This window comes from Ruegeria sp. YKSD163 (genome assembly GCF_059612905.1).
Map to the genome: position 1 here is coordinate 439,479 of NZ_JBXWRM010000002.1, position 14,330 is coordinate 453,808.

At 63.8% G+C, this 14,330-nt stretch carries 12 protein-coding genes; 4 read left to right on the top strand and 8 right to left on the bottom strand.

Annotation, left to right across the window (positions count from 1 at the left end; translation table 11 throughout):
• Window positions 1-10: 10 nt before the first annotated feature.
• Genes AC2FNA_RS04950 through AC2FNA_RS04960 form a run of 3 tightly spaced genes read right to left on the bottom strand, consistent with a single transcriptional unit; the run spans window position 11 to window position 2,785 of the window.
• The gene (locus AC2FNA_RS04950; RefSeq protein ID WP_496824924.1) at window positions 11-1,273 is read right to left on the bottom strand and encodes a TRAP transporter large permease; all 1,263 of its coding nucleotides are present in this window, start codon (window positions 1,271-1,273) and stop codon (window positions 11-13) included.
• 3 nt (window positions 1,274-1,276) lie between these two features.
• Complete coding sequence (locus tag AC2FNA_RS04955) at window positions 1,277-1,756, bottom strand: TRAP transporter small permease (protein WP_496824926.1); 480 nt, start codon at window positions 1,754-1,756, stop codon at window positions 1,277-1,279.
• 27 nt (window positions 1,757-1,783) lie between these two features.
• Entirely contained in the window at window positions 1,784-2,785 is a 1,002-nt protein-coding gene (locus AC2FNA_RS04960) for a TRAP transporter substrate-binding protein (protein ID WP_496824928.1), read from the bottom strand.
• Between the two features lie 217 nt (window positions 2,786-3,002).
• Between AC2FNA_RS04960 and AC2FNA_RS04965 the strand changes: the two genes are divergently transcribed.
• The 4 genes from AC2FNA_RS04965 to AC2FNA_RS04980 are packed head-to-tail and all read left to right on the top strand — an operon-like array spanning window position 3,003 to window position 8,741.
• On the top strand, window positions 3,003-4,640 hold the full coding sequence (locus AC2FNA_RS04965; protein ID WP_496824930.1) for a GMC family oxidoreductase: 1,638 nt from the start codon (window positions 3,003-3,005) through the stop codon (window positions 4,638-4,640).
• Between the two features lie 58 nt (window positions 4,641-4,698).
• Entirely contained in the window at window positions 4,699-6,336 is a 1,638-nt protein-coding gene (locus AC2FNA_RS04970) for a long-chain-fatty-acid--CoA ligase (protein WP_496824932.1), read from the top strand.
• Window positions 6,329-8,071, top strand: coding sequence for an aldehyde dehydrogenase family protein (locus tag AC2FNA_RS04975; RefSeq protein WP_496824934.1), 1,743 nt, complete (start codon window positions 6,329-6,331; stop codon window positions 8,069-8,071). The genes AC2FNA_RS04970 and AC2FNA_RS04975 overlap by 8 nt, the downstream gene beginning before the upstream one ends.
• Before the next feature lie 58 nt (window positions 8,072-8,129).
• A complete protein-coding gene (locus AC2FNA_RS04980; protein WP_496824936.1) occupies window positions 8,130-8,741 on the top strand; it encodes a TetR/AcrR family transcriptional regulator in 612 nt (203 codons plus the stop codon).
• Between the two features lie 85 nt (window positions 8,742-8,826).
• Here AC2FNA_RS04980 and AC2FNA_RS04985 read toward each other — a convergent pair whose 3' ends face one another.
• The 5 genes from AC2FNA_RS04985 to AC2FNA_RS05005 all read right to left on the bottom strand — a co-directional run bounded on the left by AC2FNA_RS04985 (window position 8,827) and on the right by AC2FNA_RS05005 (window position 14,234).
• Window positions 8,827-9,348 carry a DUF2478 domain-containing protein gene (locus tag AC2FNA_RS04985; protein WP_496824938.1) on the bottom strand — a complete coding sequence of 174 codons (522 nt, stop codon included), beginning with the start codon at window positions 9,346-9,348 and terminating at the stop codon, window positions 8,827-8,829.
• A 60-nt stretch (window positions 9,349-9,408) separates the two neighbouring features.
• Window positions 9,409-10,074 (bottom strand): NnrU family protein, encoded by a 666-nt coding sequence (locus AC2FNA_RS04990; protein WP_496824940.1) that lies wholly within the window; start codon window positions 10,072-10,074, stop codon window positions 9,409-9,411.
• 87 nt (window positions 10,075-10,161) lie between these two features.
• Window positions 10,162-12,225 (bottom strand): ABC transporter permease, encoded by a 2,064-nt coding sequence (locus AC2FNA_RS04995; protein ID WP_496824942.1) that lies wholly within the window; start codon window positions 12,223-12,225, stop codon window positions 10,162-10,164.
• Window positions 12,222-13,274, bottom strand: a complete 1,053-nt coding sequence (locus AC2FNA_RS05000; protein ID WP_496824944.1) for a quaternary amine ABC transporter ATP-binding protein — start codon at window positions 13,272-13,274, stop codon at window positions 12,222-12,224. Before AC2FNA_RS05000 ends, AC2FNA_RS04995 begins: the two co-directional genes overlap by 4 nt.
• 9 nt (window positions 13,275-13,283) lie before the next feature.
• The gene (locus AC2FNA_RS05005; protein WP_496824945.1) at window positions 13,284-14,234 is read right to left on the bottom strand and encodes an ABC transporter substrate-binding protein; all 951 of its coding nucleotides are present in this window, start codon (window positions 14,232-14,234) and stop codon (window positions 13,284-13,286) included.
• Window positions 14,235-14,330 lie beyond the last annotated feature (96 nt).

Consider the following 14,330-nt stretch of genomic DNA (forward strand, 5'->3'; position numbering starts at 1 on the left):
ACGATCCCCCCTATTGCGTAACGAAAAATAGCGACAACTGCGGCGCAAAGGTGACCAGCATCAACACCGCGAACATGATCGCGATGAACGGCAGCACGGCATGGCAGATATCCCAGAACCGCTCGCGAAAGGCGGTCATCGCCACCAGCACATTCAGCCCGACAGGTGGCGTCAGCAGCCCGATTTCCAGGTTGATCACCATGATGATACCGAAATGCACCGGGTTGATGCCAAAGCTCTGCGCAGCGGCAAACAGGATCGGACCCAGCAGCAGGATGGCCGAGACCACGTCAATCAGGCAGCCGATCACGATAAGCGCGGCGTTGACCGCCAGAAGGAAGGCAATCTTCGAGCTGACCGCCCCCTGAAGCCACTGGGCAAAATCCTGTGGGATGCCCTCGATCGCAAGGATGGTCTTGATCGACAGGGCAACCGCCACGATGGGAAACAGCGTTCCCAGCATCTGGGCGGTTTGCAGGCCGACCACAAAGAAATCCCTCGGTCCAAGCTCGCGATGGATGAGCAATTCGACAAGCATGGCATAGCCGACCGACACCGCCGCTGCCTCGGTGGGTGAGAAATAGCCCGAATAGATGCCCCCCAGCAGGATCACAGGCAGCATCAGCGACCAGATGCCGTTGCGAAACGCCGCCATGAGGCGGGACAGGGAAAACGGGGTTCGGGTGACGTGGCGGTTGCTGACCAGACTGTAGATGCCCAGTGCCGCGGTCAGCAGGATGCCGGGGATGATCCCGGCCAGGAACAGGTCGACAATCGAGGTCTCCGTGATGATGCCATAGATGATCAGCGGGATCGAGGGCGGGATGATGATCCCCAGCGTCCCCGCCGAGGTCACGGACCCAAGCGCGAATTTACGGGTATAACCCGCCTCCTTGAGGGCCGGATACATCACCGCCCCCACCGCCAGCAGCGTCGCGGGCGACGACCCCGAGATGGCAGAGAACAGCGCGCAGCTCAGGATCGTGGCAAAGCCCAGTCCGCCCGGCATCCACTCGGTTGCGGCGCGCACGATTTCGATAAGCCGTTCGGCGATCGAGCCGCGCGACATCAGGGCGCCCGCGATGATGAACATCGGGATGGCCAGCAGGACGGAATTGTCCATCGCCGTCCAGATATCTTCGATCAGGTAGACGACCAGCCCGTCGCCCCAGACTAGATGTATATAGGCGGTGGCCGACAGCAGGATCAGAATGACGCTCTGCCGCAGGATCAGAAGCGCGGCAAACAGGGCGAAAAGGCCGATAACCTCCATCACTCAGCCCTCGCCAGCGTGTTCAGGCCGGGTGCCCGGAACGAGAAAGAAGATCAGATGCCGTAAAGCGGCGGTGCCGAAGGCATAGGGAAACACCAACTGGATTGGCCAGAGCGGGATATGGATCACCTCCGCTTTGTCCTTGAACTGAATGGATTCACTGACAAATTCGATGGCGTACCAGCACAGGCCGCCAAACAGGGTCGCCGATACCAGATCGCCCAGACGGTCGACCCAGGGATAGGGCAGCACGCGGTCGGCGAAATTGGCGCGCAGGTGGGCATTGTTGCCCACCGCGATGGTCAGGCCCAGAATGCCAGCGACGATGGCGCCGAAAACAGCGATTTTCTGGGCGCCCCAGATCGCCTGGGACAGGAACTCGCGGGCAAAGACATCCGCCAGGAGCAGGCCGCAGGTCACCGCATAAGCAGTGACCGCGACCATGCCTTCGACCCGCAAGAGCAGTGTAAGATAGCGCTGCATCATGTCAGCCCCAGGTTCCGGCCGGGGTCACGACCCGCAGGCGGCCTTGGCCTGCGCAATCCGGTCGGCGACGGTTTGGGCATCGCCACCGGCCTCCTCGATGATTGCCGCAAGCACGCCATCAGCGGCAGCCTTCCACACGGCGCCTTCCTCGGCGCTCAGATGCTTGACCGGCACGCCCGCGCCTTCGAGTTGCCCAAGGAGCGCAGGCTCGGCCCCGAGAATACCTTGTGTCAATTGCGGCCCGGCGGCGGTGAACACACCCAGCCATTGCTTTTCCTGGTCAGAGAGCTTGGCCCAGGTCCGCCCCGATACAGCGACGGTGCCGATCAGGCGCGCGTGATTGGTGACGGTGACATGAGGCGCTACCTTGTGGGTCCCGATCCCGATCCCGAACAGCGTCGGGAACCAGGCCGCATCGACAGTTCCGGTCTGCAAGGCCGGGATCGCATCCGACGTACCCATCGGAACCCCCTGAACGCCCCAGGCCTTGGCCAGCGCCGCATCGGCGATCGAGGGGGCGATGCGCATCTTTTTGCCGGCCAGATCGGCCGGGCTGGAAACAGGATCCTTTGAGAACAGGATATAATGGCCGACCTCCATCCAGGTCAGAGGCACCACGCCGGCGCCTTCCATGATACCGCCCAGCGTGTCCGAGAGATGTTCATAGGTGACGCAGGTGCCTTGCTCGGGGCTGTCAAACATGTAGGCCGCCGAAGGGATCGCCATTTCCTGGCTCAGCAGGGTCAGCGGGACATTGGACACAAAGGCGATGTCCAGACGGCCCTTGGCAGTCTGACGCAACACCGTCTGTTCGTCACCGGCCTGCGCATCCAGCAGCAGTTCGATCTTCAACTCGCCACCCGAAACCTCTTCGATCTTGGCGGCGACCCCGGTCGCCCATTTGCCCCAGGGCGAGCCGGATGGCGCCACCGAGCCGAGCTTGAGAACCGTTTCCGCAACGGCTGGTGCGCTGATGGCCGCCAGACCGCACGCAAGGGCAAGGCCCTTGAGCATGGACTTTTTCATTACTCTCTCCCTGATTGAACGTTTTCGTTCATGTTCCGGCTCTCCCCTCCTCCGGGAATCGCCGCCCGACAGGAAGCAAACAAAATTTCTGGACTTTTGTCCAATAAATTCGCTTAATCTTTTTCGAGGAGATGGATCGGACTGGGATTCGCCCTGCAAAGGGCAAGAATGGCAGGGCAACGGGCACGGTCCGATGGGGAGAACCAGGGAGTTGGAAATGAGCTATGATTTCGTGATCGTGGGAGGCGGGTCCGCCGGGGCGACGATCGCATCGCGCCTGAGCGAGGATCCGAGTGTCAAAGTCTGCCTGCTCGAGGCGGGCGGCGGCGGCCGGGACATCCTGATCCGTGCCCCCATGGGCGTGGTGGCGATGCTGCCCGGCTATGGCAAGATCAACAACTGGGCCTTCAAGACGGTACCGCAGCCAGGGCTGAACGGGCGCCAGGGCTATCAGCCGCGCGGCAAGGCACTGGGCGGGTCGAGCGCGATCAACGCGATGCTCTATGTGCGCGGCCAGAAAGAGGATTACGACAGCTGGGCCGATCTGGGCAACGACGGCTGGGATTGGGACAGCGTCCTGCCCTATTTCAGACGGGCCGAGAACAACGTGCGCGGCGCCGACGCGGAGCATGGTGACAGCGGACCGCTCCAGGTCTCGGACCAGAAGGCACCACGCCCGATCTCCGAGGCATTCATCGAGGCCAGCACCCAGATGCAGATCCGCCGGACCGAGGATTTCAACCGGGGCGACAACAGCGGCGCGGGCTATTGGCAGGCGACCATCCACCACAGCCCCGACAAGAATGGCGAGCGCTGCTCGGCCGCGGCGGCCTATCTGTTCCCGGTGATGGACAAGCGCCCCAACCTGACAGTGATCACCAAGGCGCGTACCACGCGTGTCCTGTTCGAAGGCAAGCGCGCCATCGGCGTCGAATACAGGGTCGGCAAGGCGACGCATCGCGCCATGGCGGGCAAGGAAGTGATCCTGAGTGCTGGTGCCTTCCAGTCACCGCAGATCCTGCAACTGTCGGGCGTCGGTCGGGCACAGGACATCACCCCGCACGGGATCGGCATGGTGCACGAGCTGCCGGGCGTCGGCCAGAACCTGCAAGATCACCTCGATTTCATTCTCGGCTACACCACCAAGGATACCGACAATATCGGCATCGGCCTGCGCGCGACGGGAAAGCTGTTCGGCGAGATTCTGAAATGGCGCAAGCACGGCAATTCGATGGTGGCCTCGACCATCACCGAGGCGGGAAGTTTCTTCAAGACCGACCCAAGCCTCGACCGGCCAGACGTGCAGACCCATTTCGTGATCTCGATCGTCGACGATCATGCGCGCAAGCTGCATCTGGGCCATGGCTATTCCTGCCATGTCTGCGTGTTGCGCCCCCATTCGCGCGGCGAAGTGTTCCTGCAATCGGACGACCCGATGGCCGATCCCGGTATCGACCCGAAATTCCTCAGCGACGACCGCGACCTGCAAACCCTGATCAAGGGTGCCAAGATGACCCGCGCCGTTCTGGAGGCGCCCGCAATGGCAAAATACAAGCACAAGGAACTGTTCGGGGTGCATGACAACACCACCGATGCCGAATGGGAACAACATATCCGCAACCGCGCCGATACGGTCTATCATCCAGTCGGCACCTGCAAGATGGGCGTCGATGACATGGCCGTTGTCGATCCGCAGCTGAAAGTGCGCGGGCTGGACGGGCTGCGCGTGGCCGATGCCTCGATCATGCCGCTGCTGGTCTCGGGCAATACAAACGCGCCCTCGATCATGATCGGTGAGAAATGCGCCGATATGATCAAGGCCGAATACAGCGCCGCCGCTGCGGCCGCCGAGTGAACATAGATATTGGCCTCGCTTGCGGCGAGGCCTGAGCAACAACACAGGGAGATCACCCATGCTGGGTTCGATGATGCGAAAAGAGCTGCTGATCAGCGATCTGATCGTGCATGCTGGGAAATACCATGCCGATACCGAAATCGTCAGCCGCGAGACCACCGGCGAATTGCATATCACCAACTGGGGCGATGTGGCGGTTCGGTCGCGCAAGCTCGCCTCGGCCCTTGGCACATTGGGCCTGTCGCAGGGCGACCGGGTGGCGACACTGGCCTGGAACAACCACCGTCACCTGAAAATCTGGTTCGCCGTATCCGGCAGCGGCATGGTCTGCCACACGCTGAACCCGCGCCTTGCACCGCAGCAGTTCATCTTCATCTGCAACGATGCCGGCGACAAGGCGATGTTCTTTGACAAGACCTTCATGCCACTGATCACCGGAACACGTGACCACCTGAAGACGATCGAGCATTTCATCTTCATGGGGCCGCGCGAAGCAGAGGTTCTAGCGGCGATCCCGGACGTGATCTTCTACGACGAGTTGATCGAACAGGGCGCCGACGATTACGAATGGCCGCAGATCAGCGAGGATAGCCCCTGTTCGCTCTGCTATACCTCGGGTACCACGGGCAACCCCAAGGGTGTGCTATACAACAACCGCTCGACGATGATCCACACATTCGCAATCTCGCTGCCCGACGGGTTGAGCCTGTCGAGCGAGGAAACCATCCTGCCGGTGGTGCCGATGTTTCACGCCAACGCCTGGGGCATTCCCTATGCCGCCGCGATGACTGGCGCCAAGCTGGTGATGCCGGGGCCGATGCTGGACGGTGACAGCCTGCTGTGGCTGATCGACAGCCAGAAGGTGACGCTGGCCCTGGGTGTGCCGACGATCTGGATGATGCTGCTGGCGGCGGCGAAGAAATCAGGTTCCAGAATGGAGACCCTGCGCCGCAACGTGATCGGCGGATCGGCAGCCGCGCCGTCGATGATTGCCACCTTCCGCAACGATTATGACTGCGACACGATCCACGCCTGGGGCATGACAGAGACCTCGCCGTTGGGCACAGCCAACCGGCCCAAGGGCAAGCATGCCGATCTGGACGCCGATGCGATGGCGCTGTTGCGTCTGGGCCAAGGCCGTCCACCCTTTGGCATCGACCTGCGCATCGTCGATGACAAGGGCACTCCCCTGCCCCATGACGGCAAGGCCGAGGGCGCACTGCAGGTGCGCGGCCACTGGGTGGTCGATACCTATTTCGGCAAGGAGGCACCGTCAACCACCGGTGACGGCTGGTTCGATACCGGAGATGTCTCGACCATCGACGCCGACGGGTTCATGGTGATCCGCGACCGCACCAAGGACATCATCAAGTCGGGCGGCGAATGGATCTCCTCGGTCGACCTCGAAGGGATCGCGGTGGCGCATCCGGGTGTCGCCATGGCCGCCGCCATCGGCGCGGTCCATCCAAAATGGGACGAGCGCCCGATCATCATCGCGGTCAAGGCCGAAGGCGCCGACCCGAGCGAAGAAGAGATCCTCGCGCTTTACAAGGGCAAGGTTGCCAGCTGGCAGGTGCCCGACGCGGTGGTATTCACCGATGCGATCCCTCTCAATGCCACGGGCAAGATGCTCAAGAACCAGTTGCGGGATCAATTCGCCAATACCCTGATCGAGAGAGGTATCCAGGATGCTTGACGCCGCACAACTGACACTCGACGATCAGGACGCCCTGTTCGATCACTACGACCGCGCACTGGAAGATCTGGACGCGAACAAGGACAAATGGGCGCAATTGCCCGTCCCCGACCGGATCCGACTGTTGTCGAGCATGAAGGACGGGATCATGAAGGTCGCCAAGGGCTGGGCCGACGAGGCCGCCCGCCGCAAGGGGCTGAAACCCGGCACGGCGGTAGCGGGCGAGGAATGGATCGCGGGGCCCTATGCCTGCATGGCGGGCTGCAACGCCTTGATGGCAACGCTGTCGCAGATGCAGGGCAAGGCCTTTATCGACCATCTGCCCACCCGTGAACTGGTCACAGGCCAGCTGGCGGTCAAGGTGCTGCCGCATTCGATCTGGGACAGGTTGCTGCTCAGCGGAGTTTCGGCCGAGGTCTGGATGCAACAGGGCGTCACAGCCGGCAACCTCAAGGATCACGCCGCCATCGCCTATGACACGCCGGAGAAACAGAGGCGCGGCAAGGTGGCGCTGGTGCTGGGCGCGGGCAACGTCAACGCGATCACGCCGCTGGACGTGCTGCAAAAGCTGATCCTGGAAAACCAGGTGGTGATCCTGAAGATGAACCCGGTCAACGATTACCTGACCGACTACTACAAGATCGCCATGAAACCCTTTGTCGACGAGGGATATCTGCGCATCGTCAAAGGCGATGCCAAGGGGGGCGCCTATCTGTGCGATCATCCGATCATCGAAGAGCTGCACATCACCGGCGCCGAAAGCACCCATGACGCCATCGTCTGGGGCGTGGGCGAGGAAGGTGCGAAGAACCGCAAGGCGGGCACGCCCAGAAATACCAAGCGGTTCACCTCCGAACTGGGTTCGGTCAGTCCCACCATCGTGGTGCCCGGCCCCTGGTCCGCCGCCGATATCCGGTTCCAGGCGGAAAACATCGCAACGATGAAGCTGCACAACTCTGGCCACAACTGCATCGCCTGCCAGGCGCTGGTGATGCCGCGCGGCTGGGACAAGGGCGCGCAGCTGATCGAAGAGGTCAAGCGCGTTGCGGCAGGGTCCACCCGCCCGGCCTGGTATCCCGGCGCCCAGCAACGACTGGACACTTTCGCCGAACATGCCGGCAAGGCCGACAAGGTCGACCGTGGCCCGCTTGCCCCGGCACTCATCGTGGGCGAACTGGGCGTGGACCAGTTCAACGCCTCGTGCGAGGTCTTTGCCCCCGCTTTGAGCGTCAAGGAACTGGAGGCCCCCGATCCCGCCAGCTATCTCGAAGCGGCCATAGACTATGCCAATGACGACCTCTGGGGCACGCTGGGCTGCCAGATCCTGATCCACCCGAAAACCATCCGCCAGATCGGCCGGGAACGGTTCGAGGAAATCATCGCCAAGCTGCGCTATGGCACCATCGGGATCAACGGCTGGTGCGGACTGGGTTTCCTGATCACCGCCTGCCCCTGGGGCGCGTTCCCGGGGCACACGCTGGAGAATGTCGGTTCGGGCATCGGGACGGTGCACAACTCCTTCATGCTGGAGAAGACCGAGCGCACGTTGGTACGCGCACCCTGGCGGCCGTTCCCGCGCGGGCTGCTGTCGGGGCAGTTCTCGCTGCTGCCGCGCCCGCCCTTCTTCATCACCAACAAACGCCAGCACAAGATCGGCGCCGCGCTGACCGGATTCCAGTACAAGCCCAACTGGCTGAAACTGCCCGGTATCTTCTACCACGCTCTTCTGGGTTGAAAGGAGACAGTGGGCGGAAAAAGTTGCATTCCGCCCAAATCAAAGCCATGTGAGTGCCATGAACGAGATGCCAGCCAAACTGAAGGCCCGCGCCGCGCGCAAGAACGCAAAGCGGGACGAGAAAAAGCGCCAGATCGCCACCAGCGCGATCGAGGCGCTCAAAGAGCTTGGCTATGCCAATACCTCGCTGCGTGACATCGCCGAGAAAAGCGACCTGTCGCTTGGCATGCTGCATTACTATTTCGAGGACCGCACCGACCTGATCATCTACTGCGTGCAACTCTACAAGCAGGAGTTCGTGCGCAACATTACCGACGCGCTGAAAAAGGCGCAGGGCCGCGAGCGAGTCATCGAGGCCTTTTCCGAGGCTCTGGTAACCTCGATCGTGGACGACAACATGACCCACCGGCTGTGGTATGATATTCGCACCCAGGCCATGTTCGACGCCACCTTTCGCCCGGTCGTGGCCGAAATCGAAGGGATGCTGATCGACATCGTGCGGGCCGCATTCGAGAAGGCGGGCCATGACGCCCCCGAGAATGTCGAAATCTCTTATGCGCTGCTCGACGGCGCCTTTCGGTTTCTGATGCAGAACCAGATCGGCAAGGATCAAGGCAATCGCGAAGAGTTGACGGCCACGTTCAGGGCCTTGCTGACACGGTTCCTCTAAGCCGCCGGTCAATCGCACGGGGACAGAACCGCCAGGGTCCGCCCGCAAAGTGATCCAGAAGGGCAATCAGTAAGAGAGAGGCGGCTCAGGCCGCCTGAATACGTGAGGTGCGGACTTTCTCGACCCAATCGACCAGCGCATCCGCTTCCGGGTTCAGCTTTACGGCGGCACCCTCGGTAAAGGCCAGGAACCGTTCTTCGTTCAGGCCGTTCACTCCCAGAAGAACCGGGATATCCCGCGCCAGCGCCTCGGCGATCAAGGGGCGAAAGCCGCGCCCATCGGCCTCGTGCTTGCCGAACTTGTTGACGATCAGCAACTCGGGGTCCTCGGCCAGCGCCGCCGAGACCAGACCCACCGCGCGCTCCAGCTCTCCGGGATCCAGCCGGCAGCCGCGCGACCCGGCGCCCAGCGTCTGCGAGATGCGGATGACCTCGGTCCCCGGCATCACCCGCAGGTCCATGTCACAACGGGCGTTATCGGCGCACTCCGTGTTGGTCTGCACCACCCCGGCCAGGCGCACGCCCTTGGCATCCAGACGCGCGGCCACTTCGCTGAGCAACCGGTCGGTGGCGCCGCGTGCGGTGGTGGTGACATAGGCCAGATGCATGGGGAGCGTCCTCTTTACAGCGTCGGTGATGATCTAGCACGCCGATCCGGGTTCGACCAGTTAGGGCAGCGGAGAGACACCGATCACCGGCGCATGGGCCAGCAGAAGGGCCAGATAAAGCAGCGCGGCAGGCAGCAAAATGCGCGGCGCCAACAATGCAGACAGCCCCCTTGGCGACAGCCGCGCCGTACCCGCCGCCAGCCGCGCCCAGTCGGCGCCCAGCTCGCGCCGTTTGCGCTGGTCGATCAGGGCCATGCCCATCACGGCGAACCCGGCAAAGAGGCCGAACAGGATCACATGCGCCAGCGACCCGTTGACCAGCAGATGCGCCCCCGACCAGAGCGCCAGCGCCAGCAGCAGCGGATGGCGCGACAAGGCCAGGATGCCGGGCCGGGCCGGATCGAACGCCCCCCGCCCCAGCCCGCCAAAGGACAGCGGATTGACCGCGCGCAGCCCGGCCACCGCCAGCAGGCAGACCGGCAGCATGAGCAGGATCGGCACCCAGCGCAGCGCGGGCAAGGGCGGAATCACCTCGACATAAGGCGCGCGGGCGGCGGCCAGGATCAGCCAGCCCAACACCGCGATGGAGAACAGGGAATAGGCGATGCCAAAGCCGCGCGCACCCAGCCGCGCCACCAGCCAGGGCCGCACCGGCGGGCGAACTGGGATGACATGGCTGAGCAGGAACACCGCCAGCGCCGCCGCAAATTCCGCCCATCCGCCCATCGCTGCCCCTCGCTTGTTCCGCCGCCCCGGTCTAGGGCGGCAGCAAAGGCCCGGCCTTAACCGAAGTCAAGCCGGGCCCGCGCGGGTTCACAGGCCCAGCGCCTTGCGCCGCTCTTCGGCAAAGCCCTGCACCAGCCGGTCGGCGATCAGCGCCAGAATGGCCATCGCCGCACCCGCCGAGATGCCCAGCCCCACATCCGCCTGTCCCAGCGCCAGATAGATCGACTGGCCCAGACCGGTGGTCCCGATCAGCGCCGCGATGACCAGCATCGAAAAGGCATAGAGGATGGTCTGGTTCAACCCCAAGAGGATGGTCGGCGCCGCATAGGGCGCGCGCACATCGCGCAGGATCTGCCAGTCGGTGGCGCCGCTGGAAATCGCGGCCTCCATCATCTCGTCCGGCGTGTCCACCAGCCCGTGGCGGGTGTAGCGGATCATCGGCACGATCGCATAGGCGCAGATCGCCAGAAAGGCCGAGAACTCGCCGATCTGGAACACCATCAGCACCGGGATCAGGAAGACGAACAGAGGGATGGTCTGCAACATGTCGCAGATCGGACGCACCACGCGCCAGACCGGGGACCAGACCGCGCTGGCCACGCCGATGCCGCCGCCTAGCACCGCGCAGGCAAAGACCGAAGCGCCGCAGAGATAGAGCGACAACAGCGCCCGGTCCCACAGGCCCGACACAAGGATGGTGCCCAGCAGGATCACCACCATCAGCGCCAGCCGCCGACCACCCGCAACGTATCCCAGCGCCGCCGCACCGGTCAGCACGAAGGGCCAGGGCAGATTGGTGATACCGGTCTCGATCATGCCCAGCGCGATCAGGATCATCAGCCCGGCGCTTGCGCGCCCCGACCAGGCCATGCCCAGCGCCAGAACCGCGCCCAGTGCAAACAGCGCGCCGCTCATCTGCGGGGTCCAGGAAAAGCCCCAGGTAAAGGGCAGAACCGCCTGATCCAGCCCGATCCTGAGCGGCAGCAGCACGTAGTAGAGCGTGTTGTTCTTCAGCGCATCAAGCGCCGCGCCATTGGCCTGGGTGAACCGGGTCAGCCCCTGATCCAGCGAAACCGCCACCGGGTCGAGCAGGGTCAGATCCGAGGCCGCCGGCAGCCGGGTCCAGAACAAGAAGGTAAAGATCAGAGACAGCGCAAGCAGCCCCCAGACCACGCGGATGTCATAGCGTTTGCGCTCGGTCGCCAACACCGCACTCATCCGGTCGATGATGACCGCAAAGGCCACGATCACCATCCCCGCCAGCAAGGCCGCACCGAACTGCGCCTTGCGCATGGTCAGCAGCACTTCCCAGCCGATATCGTTGAACCCGCCGATGACGGCGGCGATGATCACCATGCTCAGCGCCGCCATCAGGCACTGGTTGAACCCCACCATGATCTGGCGCGAGGCCGAGGGGATCTCGACCTGGAACAGCTGCTGCATGCGGGTGCCGCCGGACATGATTGCGGCTTCCTTGACCTCGGCCTCGACCCGCTCCAGCCCCAGCATCACGTTGCGCGCCATCGGCGGCGCGGCATAGATCGCCGAGGCGATCAGCCCCACCACCGGGCCAAAACCGAACAGCGCCAGCAATGGCGTGAGATAGGCAAATGTCGGCACCGTCTGCATGATATCCAGCACCGCCTGCACCGCGCTCCGGATGCGCGGCACCTCGTTGGCGAGGATACCGATCGCCCCGCCCACCAGCAGCGCCAGCGGCACCGAAACCGCCACCAGCGCGAGCGTGTTCATCCCCTCGTGCCAATAGCCCGAGGTCAAAACAAAGCCCAGACCACCAAGCCCCAGCGCCGCCATTGCCGCACCGCCCAGATACCAGCCCAGCGCGGTGACGATACCGATCACCAGCGGCCAGGGGGTCGCGTTCAACACCCAGTTGGCGGCATCCATCGGATAGACCATCACCGCCGAAAAGAGCCGCGCCACCGGTTTGAACCAGGCCAGAAAGGCGGTCATCACCGTCCCGACCCAATCGGTGGCGGGCAGTACCCAGGCCTTGGGCCAGGCGCCCAGCCAGGGCGCCACCGGCTCCAGCGCCAGGCAGAGCGCGCCGACCAGCGCCGTGATCAGCGCGGCCTTTGTTCCCACCGTCAGCCCTGCCGCGCGCGGGACCGGGATATCGACGGCGCTCATGTGTCGTCCACCTGCAATGCAGCCGCCAGATCCGAGGGTTGCACCGTGCCCACGATGGCACCGCTGGCATCGCGCACCGGCACAGGTTGATACAGTTGCATGCAGCGCGCCAGCGCGGTGTCCAGCGTCATGCCCGCGGTCAGGCCCGGATCGTCCGGCCCCTGTTCCTCGACCCCTGCCCGCATGACCGAGGCCACCTTGGCATGGCGGCCCTTGGCCACGTCCTTGGAAAACTCGCGCACATAGTCGTCGACCGGGTTCAGCACGATCTCGGTCGGTGTGCCGATCTGCACGATCTTGCCGTCACGCATGATCGCGATGCGATCGGCCAGTTTCAGCGCCTCGGCAATGTCATGGGTGATGAAGACGATGGATTTCTTCAGCGTCGCCTGAATGCGCAGGAACTCGTCCTGCAATTGCCGCCGGATCAGCGGATCCAGCGCCGAGAACGGCTCGTCCAGGAACCAGATATCGGGGTTCACCGCCAGGCTGCGGGCGATGCCGACGCGCTGGCGCTGGCCACCGGACAGCTGGCGGGGGAAACTGTCCTCGCGCCCGTCGAGCCCTACCAGCGAGATCACCTCTTGCGCCCGGGCCCGGCGTTCCTTGCGCCCCACCCCCTGCACCTTGAGCGGATAGGCCACGTTCTCGGCCACCGTCATGTGCGGGAACAGTCCGAAATGCTGGAACACCATGCCCAGCTTGCGCCGGCGCAGCTCGGTCAGGCGCTTTTTCGACGCGCCGACAACATTGTCGCCCTCGATCCGGATCTCGCCGCCGGTGCCCGGCAGCAGTTGCGAGATGCAGCGGATCAGGGTGGACTTGCCCGACCCGGACAGGCCCATGATCACGAACAGCTCGCCCTCGCGGACCTCGAAACTGGCGTCCTGCACGGCGGGGATCAGACCCTTGCCGCGCAGCTCTGCCGCCGCGGCCTCGGCATCGCCGCCCGACCGGGCCAATGCCTCGGCCAGGGCGTCGTTTGCACCGGGCCCAAACACCTGCCAGAGATTCTGGCAGGTGATGGCCGGCGTTGTCGCCTCAGTCACGTCTGCGGCTCACTTGGTGGCGGCGTCGACGACCGGGCGCCAGCTGCCCTCGTTCTCGGTCATCCAGGCGGCAACCACCTCTTCGACCTTGCCGCCATCGACGTCGATCGCGCCCATCATCGGCTGCTGCGCCTCGACGCTCAGCTGATAGTTCGAAAGGATCTCGTGCGCGGCGGGCCATTTCTCGGCAAAGCCCGACCAGGACGCCTTGAAGATGCGGCTGGGCGAGAAATCGCAATCGTTGACCGCGTTGGGGTTCGGACCCCATGACGCATCACTGAAACAGGCCTCTTCGCCCGGCGGCAGGTCGATGAACTTCACGTCATAGGCCGACATCGCCCAATGCGGCTGCCAGAAGGTGATGAGCAGCGGCGACTTGCGCTCGGTCGAGGCGCGCAGTTCCGCGATCAGCGCCCCTTCAGAGCCCGCGGGCACCGCCTTGATCGGCAGGTCCAGACCGGTCATGCGGTCAGCGCCCGGCGTGCCCCAGTCGGCGGGATAGTCGACCAACCGCCCCATCGGCAGGGTCTCGGCGGTGGCGAAGACCTGCGCGCAATCCTTCAGCGCCTCCCAGGCCGGCAGGCCCGGGCACAGATCGGCCACATGCGCCGGATAAGCGATGCCTTCGCGCGCGTTCAGCCCCAGATCGCCGATCTCGGTCACCGTGCCCTCGGCAACCTTCTTGGCGTATTCGTCCGATACGTTCGACGACCAGATTTCCAGCGTGGCGTGGATATCGCCATCGGCCAGTGCCTGGAACTGGTTCATCATGCCGGCAGTCACATATTCCACCTTGTAGCCCGCGGCCTTGAGCATCTCGCCCGCGACATGCGTGGTCACGTGCTGCCCGGTCCATTCGTTGATCGCCAGCTTGATCGGTTCGTCCGATGCGCCCATTTCGGCGGCGTTCACGCCTCCTGCCAGCGCGGCCAGCGCAAGTCCAAGTCCTACCCGTTTCATCTCAGTTCTCCCTGTTGATCCGATTGGGTGCACTATCCGCCGATTCCGGGGAACTGTCACCAGTCCCTCGCATGGCGGTTTATTGATTGGTCAGTC

What these genes read in the sequence shown, in the direction of transcription:
- AC2FNA_RS04950 (WP_496824924.1), bottom strand. Translation starts at nt 1,273, where the DNA reads ATGGAGGTTATCGGCCTTTTCGCCCTGTTTGCCGCGCTTCTGATCCTG.
- AC2FNA_RS04955 (WP_496824926.1), bottom strand. Translation starts at nt 1,756, where the DNA reads ATGCAGCGCTATCTTACACTGCTCTTGCGGGTCGAAGGCATGGTCGCG.
- AC2FNA_RS04960 (WP_496824928.1), bottom strand. Translation starts at nt 2,785, where the DNA reads ATGAAAAAGTCCATGCTCAAGGGCCTTGCCCTTGCGTGCGGTCTGGCG.
- AC2FNA_RS04965 (WP_496824930.1), top strand. Translation starts at nt 3,003, where the DNA reads ATGAGCTATGATTTCGTGATCGTGGGAGGCGGGTCCGCCGGGGCGACG.
- AC2FNA_RS04970 (WP_496824932.1), top strand. Translation starts at nt 4,699, where the DNA reads ATGCTGGGTTCGATGATGCGAAAAGAGCTGCTGATCAGCGATCTGATC.
- AC2FNA_RS04975 (WP_496824934.1), top strand. Translation starts at nt 6,329, where the DNA reads ATGCTTGACGCCGCACAACTGACACTCGACGATCAGGACGCCCTGTTC.
- AC2FNA_RS04980 (WP_496824936.1), top strand. Translation starts at nt 8,130, where the DNA reads ATGAACGAGATGCCAGCCAAACTGAAGGCCCGCGCCGCGCGCAAGAAC.
- AC2FNA_RS04985 (WP_496824938.1), bottom strand. Translation starts at nt 9,348, where the DNA reads ATGCATCTGGCCTATGTCACCACCACCGCACGCGGCGCCACCGACCGG.
- AC2FNA_RS04990 (WP_496824940.1), bottom strand. Translation starts at nt 10,074, where the DNA reads ATGGGCGGATGGGCGGAATTTGCGGCGGCGCTGGCGGTGTTCCTGCTC.
- AC2FNA_RS04995 (WP_496824942.1), bottom strand. Translation starts at nt 12,225, where the DNA reads ATGAGCGCCGTCGATATCCCGGTCCCGCGCGCGGCAGGGCTGACGGTG.
- AC2FNA_RS05005 (WP_496824945.1), bottom strand. Translation starts at nt 14,234, where the DNA reads ATGAAACGGGTAGGACTTGGACTTGCGCTGGCCGCGCTGGCAGGAGGC.